Source organism: Salinicola sp. V024, assembly GCF_052645315.1.
This window is the reverse complement of record NZ_JBQXYB010000009.1, coordinates 19,105-34,499: the sequence shown is the minus strand read 5'-3', so window position 1 is coordinate 34,499 and position 15,395 is coordinate 19,105. Positions and strand designations below refer to the sequence as shown.

Below are 15,395 nucleotides of genomic sequence, written 5' to 3'. Positions count from 1 at the left end.
CCCGACTTGTGTTCACCCGACTTTCGAAGGATCCATTCACGCCATGACCGCTGATTCCCCTCGATCTGCCAAGCGCCGCCTGCCTCGCAGCGTGAAACTGCTGATACTCGCCATCGTCGTGGTGCTGTGCCTGATCTGGATCGGCCTGGCGATTGCCCACCGTCTGTCGCATGTCAGCGCCCAGGACGCTCGCGTCATGACCGACCAGGTGACCGTCAGTAGCCGTCTCGAAGGCTGGGTGACCAAGTTCGATCTCACCGAAGGTGACACGCTACACCCCGGCGATGCCGTGGCGGTGCTTTATCGAAAACCCGATGCGCGCAGACTGACCGCACTCGAAGCCGAGGTCGACACTCAGCAGGCCCAACTGGATTATGAACGATCGCGGTTGGCTATGGCCGGGAAACAGCTGAAAGGGGGGATGCATCTGACGCATCGTCAACTCGAGGCCAGCAAAGCCGCCGAAGACGCGGCCCAAGCGCGGCTGACTCAAGCCGAACGGGACTTCAAGCGCTCCGACACGCTCTATCAGAAACGCTCGGTCTCCGAACAGCGCCGTGATCAGGATTACTACGCCTATCAGGCCGCTCTCGCCGAACACGCCCAGGCGCAACAAGAGGTTCAGGTCAATCAGGCGTTGGCGGACAACGCCCAGATCGGCTTCATCAACGGCTCGCAGATGCCGCTTCCCAACCCCGATGTGCTACGGCAACAGGTAAAGATTGCCGAAAGCAACCTTGCCTCTGCCGAGGCCAAACGTGATGAGGAGCAACTGCGCATCGCCGACCTGCAGGTCAAGAGCCCGGTGGATGGCGTGATCGACAAGACGCTCATCGACCAGGGCGAATACATCAGCGCCGGGCAGCCGATCCTGATGATGCACGACCCCTCGAAGCTGTGGGTCGAGGCCAACATCAAGGAAACCGACATCGGCGCGCTGCGCGTTGGCCAATCCGTCTCCATCACCGTCGATGCCTTTCCCGACCAGGCCTTCAGCGGTCACGTCGCCGTCATCGGCCGCGCCGCGACCAGTCAATTCGCCCTGTTACCGGACCCCAACCCCTCCGGCAACTTCACCAAGATCACGCAGCGAATTCCCGTACGCATCCGCTTCGACGACGGCCCCACCGACCTAATCGGCCCCGGCATGATGGTCGGGGTGGATATCGACATCAGCGGCGCCGACAAACGCCAACCGGATTCACAATCAGGCGTCGACTCCCACAGCTGACCGAATCGATGAGATCGGAGCGGTGAAAACTCTCACCCGCGCAGCGCCCGACAATGGCGCTGCGCCGACTCCTCGATGACGTGCTTGGCATCGATCAGTATCTCGCGACCCCAGAAAGCGGAATAGGCGCTGTCGAAATCGAGCGGCTCGAGGCGCCTGGCAATACTCTCGACCGTGCTGGCGTCGAGAGGAATATTGTTGGGATAGGACCACATGAACGATGCCATACGATCCGGCGTCACCAGCAGCGTATCGCTAGTCAGTAGCACCTCGTGCTCGGGCCAGTGCAGCACGCTGGCGCCGGGGAAATGGCCACCTAGACGATGGACCTCGACGCCGGGCAATATTTCGCGAGACGCCCCCTCCCAGAACTCGATTCGCACATCCGGCACGGTGACCCAGTCACGATCTGCGGCGTGAACATGAATCGGGCAGTCGAACGCCTGTGCCCAATCTGCCATGGTGGAAAAGAAATGCGGGTGGGACAGCACGATGGCATCGAGCCCGCCGAGACCTTCGATGATCTCGATGGTCGCCTCGTCGAGTAAGGTCAGGCAGTCCCACAGCACATTGCCAGCCGGTGTTCGTACCAGGAAGGCGCGCTGGCCGATGGCGAAGCTTGGCGTGGTGCCTATCGCCATCAGTCCCGGCGCCATGTGGCGGAAGGTGTTGGTGTGATGGGTCGCCAACTCGGTTGGCGTCGTCCAGCGCTGGCCCTCGACGGGCACGAACTGACGCTCGTCCTCGCAGATTTCGCAGTGCTCCGGCGGTGCCTCGCTGGGCGTATATTGCACACCGCAGGTAGCGCAGATAAAACCATGGTTACGCATCTCGACCTCCCCGTAGAACCGCCTCAGAACATCGATTGTCACTTCTCTTTATCAACGTCGCTTATTATCAACGTAGCTTGAGGTCGTGCGCTTGCCAGCGATCGTCACGCTTTATGCTGCCGGATCACCAGCCATCCGGCGATCAAGATAATCGCCATACCCACCAGCATTGGGCCATCAGGAACCTCGCCGAATAACCAGAACCCCCAACCGATGGCGAATATCAGATAGGCGTAGTCGAATGTGCCTACCAACGAAGACGGCGCAATCTGATACGCTCGCGCGACGCCGGTGTTGACGGTCACCATCAGTAGCGCATAAACGAGGATCAGCGATATCTCAAAGATATCGAGGGGCTGCCATTGCCGGCTCAAGAAGCCCTGCCGCACGGCGGTGTCACCGATCGTGGTCGCCGTCAGCCCGCTGCCCACGAGCCCGGCCAGCGCAAAGGAGAGATTCAGGCCCAGCGCCAATACCAGCGGGCGCTCACCGGCGCAGTGGCGACGCGTCAAGACCATGGCGACGGCGTAGCAGCAGGCTGCGGCCACCGGCAGGCAGATGGCGACAGACACCAATCCCGGTCCCGGACGCAGCACCAGCAGAACGCCCCCGAAGCCGATGCCGATCGCTGCCCAGCGACGAAGGGTCAGCCGTTCATCACCCATCAGCGACGCCATCATCGCAATGAACAGCGGCGTGGTATAGATCCCCACGGCGGCGGTCGCCAGCGGGATCAAGGGTAACGCCGCGTAGAACAATAACCACATCGCCAGCAACAGCAGGCTGCGCAGCATCACCCACCCGATCTTCCCGGGTACCAAGGCCGCCAGCCCCCCGCGCAGAACCAGGCACCCAGCCACAATGGGAATCGACACCAACGATGCCATCGCGAGCAGTTGCCAAAGCGACAGCGCCGCGCTGAGATACTTAACCAACGCGTCAGATAACGCGAGCAGACAAACCGAGCCGACGATCAACATCACCCCTTGGCGATGATTGTCATGGCGTTGCTGATGCATGATGATCCCTATCGTTTCCAGACTGATGGGGCTCAGCATGCACGGAGAACCTGTCATCTGACCAACGACTTCACCGTCACAACCCATGAGCTCAGATTATGAATCGGCTAGGTCAGTCATTGCCGCCTTTGTCGACGTTATTGCCTTTCGAGGCGGCCGCGCGCCTCGAAAGTTTCTCGCGCGCGGCCGATGAGCTGCACCTCACTCAGGCCGCCGTCAGCCGCCAGATACGCGCACTGGAGGACGATCTGGGCCTCGCGTTGTTCGAGCGCCGTAATCGCGGCGTCTTTCTCACCCCAGACGGTCGCGAATTCGCCGACATCGTCTCCCGGGCGTTACGCGCCATGGCGGATCAGGCCGACGAGCTGCGTGGCCCTCATCGCGGTTCCCAGGTCATTCTATTCTGCCAGCTGTGTGAGGCCTTCTACTGGTTGATGCCGCGCCTGGCCACCTTCAACCGCCGCCACTCCGACATCGACCTGAAGCTGGCGACGTCGACGCGCCCCGTCACCGAACACCGCGACCCGTTCGATATCGCGCTCCAAACCCACGGCAGGCCCAGCGGCAACCATCGTCTCGCCTTCACCGCGACCGATGAGATCTACCCCATCTGCAGTCCCCATCATCCCGCGGCACAACAGGCACCCCTGGCCCTGAGCTCGTTGGCGGGATTCGAGTTGCTACATCATCGGGTCGAGCCGCAGGAGTGGATGGAGTGGCGCGACTGGTTCCGCGCCATGGGGCACCCCTTGACGGCCCCCCTGCCCGGCAAGCGCTTCGACAGCTATCCGCTGATGCTTCAAGCGGCCCTGGAAGGCCACGGCGTGGCACTGGGTTGGCGGCGCACGACCGAACGGCTGATCGCGTCGGGTGAACTGGTTCGTCCCGTGAGCGACAGTCTGCCTCAACCGGCAGCGATCGCCGTGTACACGCGACAGGGATCGCCCGAACGTCACGCTACGCGGGCATTGCTGGACTGGCTGAAAGACGCGCTGGCCGATACCGACCACTGACATTGCCCGCCCTCACCCGCCACGTCACCGAGGTGACTCATCGGCTTCGAATCGTTGCAGCCAGCCTTTGACGAATACCTCACCGGGCAACACCCGGAAAAACTCGGTCGAGCGCACGGCGGATTGAAAATAGGGATCACGCTCTGCCGCAAACGTCGGGCGAAACCCGGCGCGTTTTACCCGCTGACGCTGTTGGCGACGATTCGCCCGCGACGACAGGTCACTCATGCTATCCAGCAACAGCGCCTTGTGTTTCTGCATTGCCGGGGCGAGGGGCCACAGCATCGGCACCGGCGCGTCATCGAACAGCGAGTCGATGGCGATGGATTTTGGTGGCATCCAGGCCGGCTGAAAGGCCGGACCGGGAGGATAGGCGTGACGATAGTGATTGGCATAGAGCATGACGTTAGCCGGCCGGTGCGCGCTTTCCGACAGCGCCAGTGCCAGTGCCAGCGATGTCGCGCGATGATCGCCATGCGGGTCGAATTCGGGATCGGTCACCAGCACCGTTTCGGGGCGCAGAGTATCGATCAATTGCCGGAGGGCAGCCAGCACATGCTCGCGCTCGAGCACGTCGGTCTCCGAGAAAGGCAGTTCGACACGATTGAAGGCGCGGGTCTCGCGGACCGGCCACGCCGGCGTCTGCGGCGTGCCGTCATGGATCAACGACCACCCCTGTCCATCCGGCACGCCGATCAACGTCGATCGCTCTGGCGACAGTCCGGATAGCAGCGGCGTGGCGTAGACGTTCCAGCGTCGCCATTCGGCCTTGCGTCTCGAAGCGTCTGCCTGGGTCTGGTCCAAGCCGCTGAGATACTGCCGATCCATGCTCTTGAGCTTCTCGCCGCAGGAGAGCGTGACAATGTGCATCGTCTCCGCCTGATCGGTGTAGAACCCGCCGGCAGCCAACTCTGCGTCATCCGGGTGCGGGGCCAGAATCAGATACGGCCCCGTTAGCGCCGGTCGCGGGTGCCAGCGGAGACGCGGCGTCTCGACGAGCCGGGCACCTTCGACGCTGAGCTGAAGCTCGCCCTCCGCCGCAACATCCTCTGGTAATGGATAGGCAATCCGCTGCCTGTCGCGCTCGGGCTCCAGCGAGAAGACTTCAGGCGAACGCTCTCCCCCGCTGATCGTCACGCGGGGCAAGCCTCGGCGGGCCCACGACCAACGTCTGGCCTTCAGCGTCAGCTCGATCTCGATCATGCCCGCGACGTCGGCTGCACGCGCCGGCAGGCTGAATCCATAACGATCGCTACCCAGAGATGTCGCCTCGATCACACCGCTCATGTCGTCCCCATCGTTTGCAGATGCCGAGTCATGCTGTCGACGTAATGATCCAGCGCAAAATGCTCACGCACGAAGCGCTGCCCGGCCTGGCGCATGCCGAGATGACGCTCGGGATCGCCGAGCACCGCAGCCACGCTTTCTGCCAGGCGTTCTGGCGATACCCCAAGTGGCACACGCAGTTGATCCGTGTCCGGGTCGTAGACCTGCGGCGGAATACTGCTGTGATCGGCATGCGTCGTCAGCGACTCGACCGCTTCGGTGCACGGCAACGTCAGACCGCTGACGCCCTCGCTCAAGGTCTCCGGCAGGCCATCGACCCGACTGCCGATGACCGGACAACCGACGGCGGCCGCCTCGATACTGACCAGGCCGAAGGTCTCTCGAAACGACGGACACAGCAACAGATCGAATGTCGCAAGCTCGGCCGACATATTGTCGACGAAGCCATGAAAGATGACCCGATCGGCCAGGCCCAATTCATCGACCAGGCGCTTGAGGCTCTGCTGCATCATGCCGCTACCTAGCACGTGCAGCTCGGCATCGAGGCCGCTATCCACCAAGCGGCGAAGGGCGCGAATGGCAATGGGGAAGCCTTTGACTGGCACCAACCGCCCCGCCACACCCAACCGCCAGCGTCGATTGACGGCCAGCTCGGATGCCTCGACGACTGCGCTGTTGCCCACTGGATGAATCAACGGATTATGCTGCACCACCATGGGGATATCGGTGACACCCCAGCGCAGCTGCAACATGCGGCGAGTCGCATGAGAGACGCAGATCACACCGTCGCAGGCAGCCAGGTGCGCCAGTCGAGACGAGCTCGGATTGGCGCGCCATGCGGAGCCATGATCGTAGTGGATCGCCCGCGCGCCGAGCTTGCGATGGGCCGCAATCAGCGGGCCAGCATTGAGCTGTGACCAGCTCAACAACACATCCGGCCTGGGCACCTTGGTCAGCGCTCGCGACATGCCCCACTGCCGCACTCCCGGTATCCACGCGGGGAGTTTGACGCCCTGTGGCGCCTTGTAGCCGATCATCGGCATTCCCGGCGGCAGCCGAGACGCCATCGCCTCGGCGACGCGATCGCCTTTGTTGACCAGCACGTTGCCGTGGTCACGGCGGGCGAGCTCGTGGATCAGCGTGGCACAGAGCAAGCCGATGCCCCCCGCCACGTTGAAACTCGCAAAGTGCGATACGTTCATGAAAGAGCCTTTCCCTTCGAACCATCGGCGTCCAGCGCCGGGATAATAAGCATGGTAAGTGAAGTATTCACGAGAGCAAGCGGCAAAAGGCGAGACCGGGATACGGCTAGCCGAAGACACACCCCGGGCATTCTCTGCCAACGCGCATTATCGATGCACACTATCAACGCAAACTAGACGACTGGTCTATTCCGGACTAGAGTGGGCGCATGAACAATTCACTTGCCAATCGCGACGTCAAGACGCAGATCCTTGATATCGCTCAGTCCACCATGGGAAGCCGAGGGTTTTCCGCGGTCGGGCTGAATGAAATTCTCAAGGCGGCTCAGGTCCCGAAAGGCTCTTTCTACCATTACTTCGAGTCGAAAGAGGCATTTGGAGTCGCACTGCTGGAACGTTACTTCAGTCGCTATCTGGCCGAACTTGACGTATTGCTTGGCGCTACTGACGACGGCTCCGCCATTTCCCGGTTGATGCGCTATTGGCAGCGGTGGGTGGACACCCAGGCCGGAAATGACCTGCAAAGCCGCTGCTTGGTGGTCAAGCTGGGTGCCGAGGTCAGTGATCTATCGGATTCCATGCGTCAGGTACTGGAAGACGGCACGGATCGGGTCATCGAGCGTCTGACCCGCGAGCTGAAACGCGCCCGGCAGAACGGAGAAATGGCTGCCGACGGCGATGCCAGCGAGTTGGCTGCCTCGCTTTATCAAATGTGGCTAGGGGCCAGCATGTTGGCTAAGGTTACCCAGGACGATAGACCGTTGCAGTCGGCATTGAGCACAACACGACGCTTGCTCGGCCGTGACTGAACCGAGAGTGAATCCAGGGCCGACGAATCGGCTCTTTTATTTTCACTGCGACTAGACGACTGGTCTAATCGAATCGACTTCATCGACGCAAAAGGAGTGCCTCATGGCGCAGAATCAGGCAATCAATCGACAGTGGGTACTGGCCTCGCGCCCTCACGGCGAGCCGAGTCGGGATAATTTTCGCCTGGAAGAGACCGAGATCCCCAGCGTTACCGAAGGCTCGGTGTTACTGCGCACGGTGTATCTCTCGCTGGACCCCTACATGCGGGGCCGCATGAGCGACGCGCTATCCTATGCCCCACCCGTGGCAATCGATCAGGTCATGGTCGGCGGCACCGTCAGCCGCGTCGTCGAATCTCGACATGCCGATTTCCAGCCAGGCGATTGGGTGCTGGGCTACAGCGGCTGGCAGGACTACGCCCTGTCGGACGGCACGGCCCTGACCAACCTGGGACAGCAGCCCGAGAATCCTTCCTACGCTCTTGGCGTCATGGGCATGCCGGGCTTTACCGCCTACATGGGGCTGACGGATATCGGCAAACCCAAGGCGGGTGAGACCCTGGTGGTCGCTGCCGCTACCGGCCCTGTCGGTGCGACGGTTGGACAGATCGGCAAGATCAAGGGCATGCGGGTCGTCGGTATTGCCGGCGGTGACGAAAAGTGCCGCTATGTGGTCGAGACACTGGGCTTCGATGCCTGTATCGACCACCGGGCAGACGACTTCGAAACCCAGCTCGAAGCCGCGTGCGATGCCGGCATCGATGTCTACTACGAAAACGTGGGCGGCAAGGTCTTCGATGCCGTCCTGCCGCTGCTGAACACCAGCGCTCGAATACCGGTCTGCGGCGTGGTCGCGCAGTACAACGCGACGGATCTGCCGGAGGGGCCCGACCGCCTGCCTATGTTGATGACGACCATTCTCAAGAAGCGCCTCACCGTGCGCGGGTTCATCATCTTCGATGACTACGGGCATCGTTTCGACGAATTCTTCACTGATATGTCGCGCTGGGTCGAGGAAGGTCGCATTCACTATCGCGAAGAGATCAAGGAAGGCCTGGAAAATGCCCCCAAGGCGTTCAGCGGTCTGCTGAAGGGTGAGAACTTCGGCAAACTCGTCATCCAGGTCGGCGAGCGCTGATCCCATGTCGCTCGATCTCGTCCCCCTCGATCTCGTCCTCCTCGACTTCGAAGCACCGGATCCCGCGGTCATCGATTGCGTAACCACCACAAAGGCATTCATCCCATGAAAGTATTAATGGTACTGACATCACACGATCAACTTGGCGACACCGGTGAGAAAACCGGCTTCTGGCTCGAAGAGCTGGCAGCGCCTTATGTCGTCTTCCAGGACGCCGGCGCCGATATCACGCTGGCCTCGCCCAAGGGGGGTCAGCCCCCGCTGGACCCTAAAAGCGACGACCCGACGGCGGATACCGAAGAGGTCAAACGTTTCCGCGCTGACGCGGAGGCCATCAAGGCACTTGCCAGCACCCACGTGCTGGCAGATATCGATAGCGACGATTTCGACGCAGTCTTCTACCCTGGCGGCCACGGCCCGCTGTGGGACCTGGCCGAAGACAAGGCATCCATTGCGCTGATCGAACGTACCCTGCGGACCGGCCGTCCCGCGGCGCTCGTTTGCCATGCGCCTGGCGTACTGCGTCACGTGAAGGACGCTGACGGCGCGCCGATCGTGAAGGGTAAAAAGGTCACCGGCTTTTCCAACAGCGAGGAAGAGGCTGTCGGCTTGACAGACGTGGTGCCGTTTCTGGTCGAGGACGTGCTCAAGTCACAGGGTGGCGACTACAGCAAAGGCGCTGACTGGTCCTCTTACGTTCTGACCGACGACCTGCTGATTACCGGCCAGAACCCGGGCTCCTCCGCCGAAACCGCGAAGGCCCTGCTGAAACGACTCAACGAAAAGGGGTAGTTCAATGAGCACTTACGTGATCTTCATCAAGGACGCCACCCTCGATAGCGAGGAGATGGCGATCTACGCCGACAAGGCCAGCAAGGCAAGGGGGGAGGTCCCTCCCAAGCCCCTGGCATTCTATGGCGATATCACCACCCTAGAGGGCCCAGAAGCCGAGGGTGCCGTGGTGCTGGAGTTTCCCGACCGCCAGGCCGCGCTGGCGTGGTATGAAAGCCCGGCCTATCAGGAGGCCAAGCAGCATCGGCTCAAAGGCGCCGACTATCGTGTCATGATGGTGGAAGGGGTTTAACGGCTAGCGGTTGCCGGTAGAAATTCCAGTGCAAAGGGGGCGGCAAGTGATAATGCCGCCCCCTTTATTGTGCAGCCTCTCCGGTATGGACCGACAACCTCCGGCCGTCATCGATGCCACCGCCAGCTCGGCAGAAAAAACCGCCGGACCGTCTACCTCCAGAAGTTGCTCTTCACCAGATCGACCACATCGCTCATGCGGCCGTTGAGCACGGCCTTGCCCGAATAGAGCGCGGTGGACGTTACCTGCCCCGGTTCGATCTTGGGCGGCATCACCAGCTCCATGCGGTTGACCTTGACGTCGAGAATCGCCGGGCCGGGATGGGCCAGCCACTCGGCGATGGCGTGCTTGAGCTCGTGTTCCTGCTCGACCCGCCGCCCCCACAGGCCGATCGACTGCGCCAGCAGCCCGAAATCGGGGTTGTCGAGGTCGGTGTAGCTGTCCAGCAGACCGTCGACTTTCTGCTCCAGCTCGACGAAACCCAGCGAGCTATTGTTGAAGACGACGATCTTGAGCGGAATCTTCTCCTGCTTCAGGGTCAGCAGGTCGCCCATCAGCATGGTCATGCCACCGTCGCCGCACATCGCGATGACCTGACGCTCGGGGAATGCCTTCTGAATGCCGATCGCCTGCGGATAGGCGTTGGCCATGGTGCCGTGGACGAGGCTCGACAGCGTCCGACGCTTTCCGTTGGCGCGGATGTGACGCAGCATCCAGACCATCGGGCTGCCGCCATCGGCGGTAAAGAAGGCGTCGTCGTGGGCGGCTTCGTCCAGCGCCAGCGTCAGTTCCTGCGGATGGATCAGGCCGTCGTCGTCGGACTCGTGAGCGTCGCGCTCCAGCGCCTTGTGGTAGCTCTTGCGGCAGCGCTCCAGCCAGGACGTGTCGCTCTGCTCGTCGACGATCTGGGCCAGCGCGGCACAGGTATCGCGCACGCTGCCGAGCAGTCCGATGTCGACCGGGTGACGTTTGCCGATCTGCTGCGGATCGATATCGACCTGAATGATCGTCGCCTTCTCGGGATAGAACTGCGTCCAGGCGAAGTTGCAGCCAAGCAGCAGCAAGGTGTCGCATTCGGCCACGGCGTGGTAACCCCCGGCGAGGCCGAAAACCCCGGTCATGCCGACCTCGAAGGGATTGTCCGGTTCGATGAAATCCTTGGCCCGCGAGGTCCACGCCACCGGCGCGTTGAGCTTGGCCGCCAGCACCATCACCTCGTTACGCGCGTGCTCGCAGCCGGAGCCGGCGAAAATCGAGATCTTGCCCCCGGCGTTGAGCGCCTTGATCGCCGGCACCAGCTCCTCGGCGCTCGGCCGGGTGATCGGGTTGAATCGATGGGCGCGATACGGCAGATCCTGGCTCGGCTTCTGGGTGAACAGATCGCCGTGCACGATCAGCACCGCAACACCGTTCTCGGCCAGTGCCGCCTGGGCCGCCAGGGCCGTCATCCGGCGCACCTGATCGGGATTGATGATCCTTTCGCAGAAGACGCTGCACTGCTCGTAGATCGGCTTGGGATCGACGTCCTGAGGAAAGCCGACGCCGGTATCGGCGGTACCCACCTGAGAGGCGATCAGCACCACCGGGGAGCCGCTACGATGGGCTTCAAACAGGCCGTTGACGAAATGTAGCGTACCCGGGCCGCAGGTACCGGCACACAGCGCCAGTTCCCGAGTCATGTAGGCTTCGCCACCGGCGGCGAAACCGCCGACCTCTTCGTGGCGCACATGCACCCACTCGAGATCGCTGCGCCGGATCGCGTCGGTGAAGTGATTGATGGTATCGCCGACCACGCCATAGCAGCGCTTGGCGCCCGCCTCGGCAAGGGTTTCGACGATGATTTCAGCGACATTCTGATGACTCATGGGGCGACTCCTGTCATGGCCAGACACTGCCGAAGCGATGCTGCGCTATTCTCGGCGACTTCGACCTCGTCGGCCCGATGAACTGGGCGATGAATGAGATAAAAAAGAGTGAAATAGTGGGCACTGACGAAACGAGGCACCACACGACAGGTGCAGCGCCTCGTTCAAGCGTAGTCGGCAATCGGTGAATCGCCTTGACTCAGGCCATTTCCGCCGGGTCCGGCACCCGCGGGAAGCGGGGCGGATGCGCCTGCATATAAGCGTGGCAGGCGCGGAGCACGCGAACGTCGTCATGCTTGCCGCCGGCGAGCTGGAAACCGACCGGCAGCCCGCGGTCGGTGAACCCGCAGGGAACGGAAGCCGCCGGCTGCTGGCTGAGGTTGAACGGATAGGAAAACGGTGCCCACTCTTCCCAGTCGCGCATGCCGCGGCCCGGCGGCACCTCATGGCCGGCCTCGAACGGTTCGATCGGCACCGTTGGCGTCATCAGCAGGTGATACTGCTGATTGAAGCGCTCCAGGCACTCGGTGAAATTGGCCCTCCGGCCAAGGGTCTGGAACAGGTCCAGCGCACTCCACTGCTCGGCGGTGCGCGCGTTGGCCACCAGCCCGGGGTCGAGCTGCTGGCGCTGCTTTTCGCTGCACTTCGACCAGAAATCCAGCGATGCGGTGAACCAGAGCTTCTGGAAGATATCGATCGGAGACTCGAACCCCGGATGAACTTCTTCGACCTCGGCGCCCAGCTGCTCCAGGTTGCGTGCTGCCTCGCGCACCCGGGCGGCGACCTGCTCGTCGACCTCGGCATAGCCCAGTGTCGGCGAGTACGCGATACGTAGCCCGCGCAGATCCTGGTCGAGATCGGCACCCCAATCCGCCGGCTGACCCCGCGTGGCGTAAGGATCGCGATAATCGTAGCGCCCGATCACGTTGAGCATGCGCACGGCATCTTCGACGTTGCGCGTCAGCGGCCCGATATGGGATAGCGACGGCTCGGTGGCAGGCGGCCATTGGGGTGTCCAGCCGTAGGTCGGCTTGAACCCGAAGACGCCGGTGAAGGCCGCCGGAATGCGGATCGAGCCGCCGGAATCCCCGCCCTGGTGCAACACGCCCATATTGAGCGCGGCAGCGGCAGCCGCGCCACCGGAGGAGCCTCCCGGTGTCAGACGCGTATCCCAGGGGCTGTAGGTGGCCCCGAAGACCCGATTGTCGGTCACTGCCTTCCAGCCAAACTCCGGCGTATTGGTCTTGCCGAGAATCACCGCGCCCGCTTCCCGTAGCATCCGGGCTGGCGGGCAGTCCTGTTCGCACGGCGCCGACGACGACGTCAGCGAACCGCCACGCGCCGGCATGCCGGCCACTTCGGCAAGGTCCTTCATCGACACGGGAATACCATCGATGGCGCTCAACGGTTTGCCCTGCCCCCAGCGCCGGGCCGACGCCTTGGCGGCCTTCTCCGCGCCCTCGCGATCCACGTAGACATACGCATTCACGGCGCCGTTGAAGCGATCGATACGGTCGAGCGAGGCCCGTGTCGCCTCCAGCGGCGATGCTTCGCCGGATCGATACATTCGCTCGAGGCTTACGGCGTCCATATTGCCAAGATCAGTACCTGAATCGGGTTTGCTCACAATCCCTCCACGTCCTGTGGGTGTGGTGCGGTCACACGAATTTCGTCGCGATCAAGCCTAGTCGGCAATCCAGCGGCGGCGCAATGTCGATATCGGACAAGATCGGGTTCGCTGGCTCGCTTCAGAAGTCGTGTTCGGCGGCGCTCGGTGCCGACGAATTGGCATTCATGCGCTGCAGATGCAGCCGTCGAGTCAGACGGATCACCGGTCGAATCAACATCTCGACGCTACCGATCACGAACAGCCAAGTGCCAGCGTAGGCCAGGGAATCGTAGAAGAAAAAGATGCTGCCAATGACGAACCAGACACCGACCAGGATATCGTTGGCAATGCTCAGTATTTCGTAGCGTTGGCGGATGATCAGCTCGTCGTGGCCAAAATGCAGTGTCAGCGGCTCGTTGCCGTTCGAGGTTTCGGTACGCTGGCGGGAAGTGCGACTCATGATCAGGTGACTCCGTTCGAACTGAAAGAAGGGTCGCATCAGTCTGGTTCAGCTTGTCAGGAGGCGCAAAGCAGATCTGGCTCGGACCCGCCGACCCTATTTCACTGGCTCCGTGACAGTTTGTCTTCCATGATGGACTCAAGCGAGACGACCTGCTTTTGGCAATCCACGTAACGAGGTGAGAGTCCGTGCCCAATTCGACGCCATCGCAACATGAGCGCACCCCCGTCGCCGACAACACCACGATGTTCATCTTCGGCGCCGGCGGTGACTTGGTGAAGCGGCTGCTGATCCCGTCACTCTACAATCTGGATCGGGATCAGTTGATCGACCCTGAAATGCAAATCGTCGGCATCGATCTCGCCGAGTATGATGACGACGCGTTTCGCGCCCATCTCAAGCAGTTCATCGCCGAAAAGGCGGCAGATAGTCACTCGGAAGGACGCGTCAAGTCGCTGGATGAATCGCGCTGGGCCGAGTTCGAGCAGCGAATCCATTATCTGCAGGGCGACTTTACCGATGAAGCCGTTTATCGCCAGATCGAGGACGCCATCGCCACCTCCGGCAACGACAATGCGATCTTCTATTGTGCAACGTCATCGCGGTTTTTCAGCGACATCGCCAAGCAACTCGGCCAGGCCGGATTACTGACCGAACGAGGCGAAAACTATCGACGGTTGATCGTCGAGAAACCGTTCGGCCATGATCTCGAATCGGCCCAGGCATTGAATGCCGATCTGCTCGAGGTGATGAAGGAAGATCAGATCTATCGGATCGACCATTTTCTGGGCAAGGAGACGGTTCAGAACATTCTCGTCGCCCGCTTTGCCAATGTGCTGTTCGAGCCTTTCTGGAACAACCATTACATCGATCATATCCAGATCACCGCGGCGGAAACGGTGGGTGTCGAAGAACGCGCGGCTTTCTACGACAAGGCCGGCGCCATGCGCGACATGGTGCCCAATCACCTTTTCCAGCTGCTTGCCATGGTCGCCATCGAACCGCCGGCGGCTTTTGGAGCCGATGCCCTGCGCAGCGAGAAGTCCAAGGTGCTGGGTGCGATTCGGCCCTGGACGCCCGAAGAGGCCGCCCATCACTCCGCACGCGGGCGCTACGAAGCCGGGCAGCTCGATGATCGGCCGGTACCCGGCTACCTCGACGAAGATGGCGTCGATGCGGACAGTCAGACCGAAACCTTCGTCGCGATGAAAGTGATGGTCGATAACTGGCGCTGGGTCGGTGTGCCGTTCTATCTGCGTACCGGCAAACGCATGAGCGCGCGGGATACCGAGATCGCGATCTGTTTCAAACCGGCCCCTTACGCCCAGTTCCGCAACACCGACGTGGAGCGGATGGCATCCAACTGGCTGATCATCCAGATCCAGCCCAACGAGGGGATGTGGTTCGACTTCCAGGCCAAACGGCCCGGCCCCGAGCTCGAGATGGATACCGTCAAGATGGGCTTCGCCTACAAGGACTTCTTCGATCTGCCTGCCGCTACCGGCTACGAAACGTTGATCTACGACTGCCTGACCGGCGATCAGATGCTGTTCCAGCGCGCCGACACCATCGAAAACGGCTGGCGCGCGGTACAGCCTTTCCAGCAAGCCTGGTCCCGCGAGTCGACGACCGGAGAGAACGAAATCGAAGGCTACGCCGCGGGGTCCGACGGTCCCGATGGTGCCCACGAGCTGATCCAGCGCGACGGCCGGCTATGGCACAAGGTCGGCGAACCCACCGGCCCCGGCGTCGCGCCGGTGCCGCGCGGTCGCTGAATCACCGGTGAATCGCAGACTTGGCGATATCCGATGATCCAGACTGGTATGGATACTTTCGATGACTCGGGGC

The 15,395-nt window shown here is 61.9% G+C and carries 14 protein-coding genes; 7 read left to right on the top strand and 7 right to left on the bottom strand.

The genetic code is table 11. The features are described 5' to 3' along the window. Positions 1–43: 43 nt before the first annotated feature. Complete coding sequence (locus ACUN9V_RS13720; protein ID WP_445511788.1) at positions 44–1,231, top strand: HlyD family secretion protein; 1,188 nt, start codon at positions 44–46, stop codon at positions 1,229–1,231. 32 nt (positions 1,232–1,263) lie between these two features. Here ACUN9V_RS13720 and ACUN9V_RS13715 read toward each other — a convergent pair whose 3' ends face one another. Together ACUN9V_RS13715 and ACUN9V_RS13710 are read right to left on the bottom strand one after the other, a co-directional pair. Beyond that, positions 1,264–2,061, bottom strand: a complete 798-nt coding sequence (locus ACUN9V_RS13715; RefSeq protein ID WP_445511787.1) for an MBL fold metallo-hydrolase — start codon at positions 2,059–2,061, stop codon at positions 1,264–1,266. 104 nt (positions 2,062–2,165) lie between these two features. Next, on the bottom strand, positions 2,166–3,041 hold the full coding sequence (locus ACUN9V_RS13710) for a DMT family transporter (RefSeq protein WP_445511786.1): 876 nt from the start codon (positions 3,039–3,041) through the stop codon (positions 2,166–2,168). Positions 3,042–3,178: 137 nt separating this feature from the next. Between ACUN9V_RS13710 and ACUN9V_RS13705 the strand changes: the two genes are divergently transcribed. Then, the gene (locus ACUN9V_RS13705) at positions 3,179–4,093 is read left to right on the top strand and encodes a LysR substrate-binding domain-containing protein (protein WP_445511785.1); all 915 of its coding nucleotides are present in this window, start codon (positions 3,179–3,181) and stop codon (positions 4,091–4,093) included. A 24-nt stretch (positions 4,094–4,117) separates the two neighbouring features. Here the strand turns inward: ACUN9V_RS13705 and ACUN9V_RS13700 are convergent, their stop codons facing one another. Together ACUN9V_RS13700 and ACUN9V_RS13695 are read right to left on the bottom strand one after the other, a co-directional pair. Next, positions 4,118–5,380, bottom strand: a complete 1,263-nt coding sequence (locus tag ACUN9V_RS13700; protein WP_445511784.1) for a PIG-L deacetylase family protein — start codon at positions 5,378–5,380, stop codon at positions 4,118–4,120. Then, positions 5,377–6,582, bottom strand: a complete 1,206-nt coding sequence (locus ACUN9V_RS13695; RefSeq protein ID WP_445511783.1) for a glycosyltransferase family 4 protein — start codon at positions 6,580–6,582, stop codon at positions 5,377–5,379. Before ACUN9V_RS13695 ends, ACUN9V_RS13700 begins: the two co-directional genes overlap by 4 nt. A 209-nt stretch (positions 6,583–6,791) precedes the next feature. On the opposite strand from ACUN9V_RS13695, the gene ACUN9V_RS13690 reads away from it, so the two are divergent. The 4 genes from ACUN9V_RS13690 (at position 6,792) to ACUN9V_RS13675 (ending at position 9,613) form a co-directional block, all read left to right on the top strand. Next, positions 6,792–7,391 (top strand): TetR/AcrR family transcriptional regulator, encoded by a 600-nt coding sequence (locus ACUN9V_RS13690; RefSeq protein WP_445511782.1) that lies wholly within the window; start codon positions 6,792–6,794, stop codon positions 7,389–7,391. Positions 7,392–7,494: 103 nt separating this feature from the next. Next, entirely contained in the window at positions 7,495–8,529 is a 1,035-nt protein-coding gene (locus ACUN9V_RS13685; RefSeq protein ID WP_445511781.1) for an NADP-dependent oxidoreductase, read from the top strand. Positions 8,530–8,634: 105 nt separating this feature from the next. Beyond that, positions 8,635–9,321, top strand: coding sequence for a type 1 glutamine amidotransferase domain-containing protein (locus ACUN9V_RS13680; RefSeq protein ID WP_087718204.1), 687 nt, complete (start codon positions 8,635–8,637; stop codon positions 9,319–9,321). Between the two features lie 4 nt (positions 9,322–9,325). After that, on the top strand, positions 9,326–9,613 hold the full coding sequence (locus tag ACUN9V_RS13675) for a DUF1330 domain-containing protein (protein ID WP_075562974.1): 288 nt from the start codon (positions 9,326–9,328) through the stop codon (positions 9,611–9,613). Between the two features lie 152 nt (positions 9,614–9,765). On the opposite strand, the gene ACUN9V_RS13670 is transcribed toward ACUN9V_RS13675, so the two are convergent. From ACUN9V_RS13670 to ACUN9V_RS13660, 3 genes are all read right to left on the bottom strand, one after another. Then, a complete protein-coding gene (locus ACUN9V_RS13670) occupies positions 9,766–11,478 on the bottom strand; it encodes a thiamine pyrophosphate-dependent enzyme (protein WP_445511780.1) in 1,713 nt (570 codons plus the stop codon). A gap of 199 nt (positions 11,479–11,677) precedes the next feature. Further along, positions 11,678–13,105 (bottom strand): amidase, encoded by a 1,428-nt coding sequence (locus ACUN9V_RS13665; RefSeq protein WP_445511779.1) that lies wholly within the window; start codon positions 13,103–13,105, stop codon positions 11,678–11,680. A gap of 121 nt (positions 13,106–13,226) precedes the next feature. Further along, a complete protein-coding gene (locus ACUN9V_RS13660; RefSeq protein ID WP_445511778.1) occupies positions 13,227–13,547 on the bottom strand; it encodes a YrhK family protein in 321 nt (106 codons plus the stop codon). Positions 13,548–13,735: 188 nt separating this feature from the next. Here ACUN9V_RS13660 and zwf point away from each other — a divergent pair, with 188 nt between their 5' ends. Further along, entirely contained in the window at positions 13,736–15,322 is a 1,587-nt protein-coding gene (zwf, locus tag ACUN9V_RS13655; RefSeq protein WP_445511777.1) for a glucose-6-phosphate dehydrogenase, read from the top strand. Positions 15,323–15,395 lie beyond the last annotated feature (73 nt).

Coding starts and splice junctions, on each gene's coding strand:
- ACUN9V_RS13720 (WP_445511788.1), top strand. CDS start 44: ATGACCGCTGATTCCCCTCGATCTGCCAAGCGCCGCCTGCCTCGCAGC.
- ACUN9V_RS13715 (WP_445511787.1), bottom strand. CDS start 2,061: ATGCGTAACCATGGTTTTATCTGCGCTACCTGCGGTGTGCAATATACG.
- ACUN9V_RS13710 (WP_445511786.1), bottom strand. CDS start 3,041: ATGTTGATCGTCGGCTCGGTTTGTCTGCTCGCGTTATCTGACGCGTTG.
- ACUN9V_RS13705 (WP_445511785.1), top strand. CDS start 3,179: ATGAATCGGCTAGGTCAGTCATTGCCGCCTTTGTCGACGTTATTGCCT.
- ACUN9V_RS13700 (WP_445511784.1), bottom strand. CDS start 5,380: ATGAGCGGTGTGATCGAGGCGACATCTCTGGGTAGCGATCGTTATGGA.
- ACUN9V_RS13695 (WP_445511783.1), bottom strand. CDS start 6,582: ATGAACGTATCGCACTTTGCGAGTTTCAACGTGGCGGGGGGCATCGGC.
- ACUN9V_RS13690 (WP_445511782.1), top strand. CDS start 6,792: ATGAACAATTCACTTGCCAATCGCGACGTCAAGACGCAGATCCTTGAT.
- ACUN9V_RS13685 (WP_445511781.1), top strand. CDS start 7,495: ATGGCGCAGAATCAGGCAATCAATCGACAGTGGGTACTGGCCTCGCGC.
- ACUN9V_RS13680 (WP_087718204.1), top strand. CDS start 8,635: ATGAAAGTATTAATGGTACTGACATCACACGATCAACTTGGCGACACC.
- ACUN9V_RS13675 (WP_075562974.1), top strand. CDS start 9,326: ATGAGCACTTACGTGATCTTCATCAAGGACGCCACCCTCGATAGCGAG.
- ACUN9V_RS13670 (WP_445511780.1), bottom strand. CDS start 11,478: ATGAGTCATCAGAATGTCGCTGAAATCATCGTCGAAACCCTTGCCGAG.
- ACUN9V_RS13660 (WP_445511778.1), bottom strand. CDS start 13,547: ATGAGTCGCACTTCCCGCCAGCGTACCGAAACCTCGAACGGCAACGAG.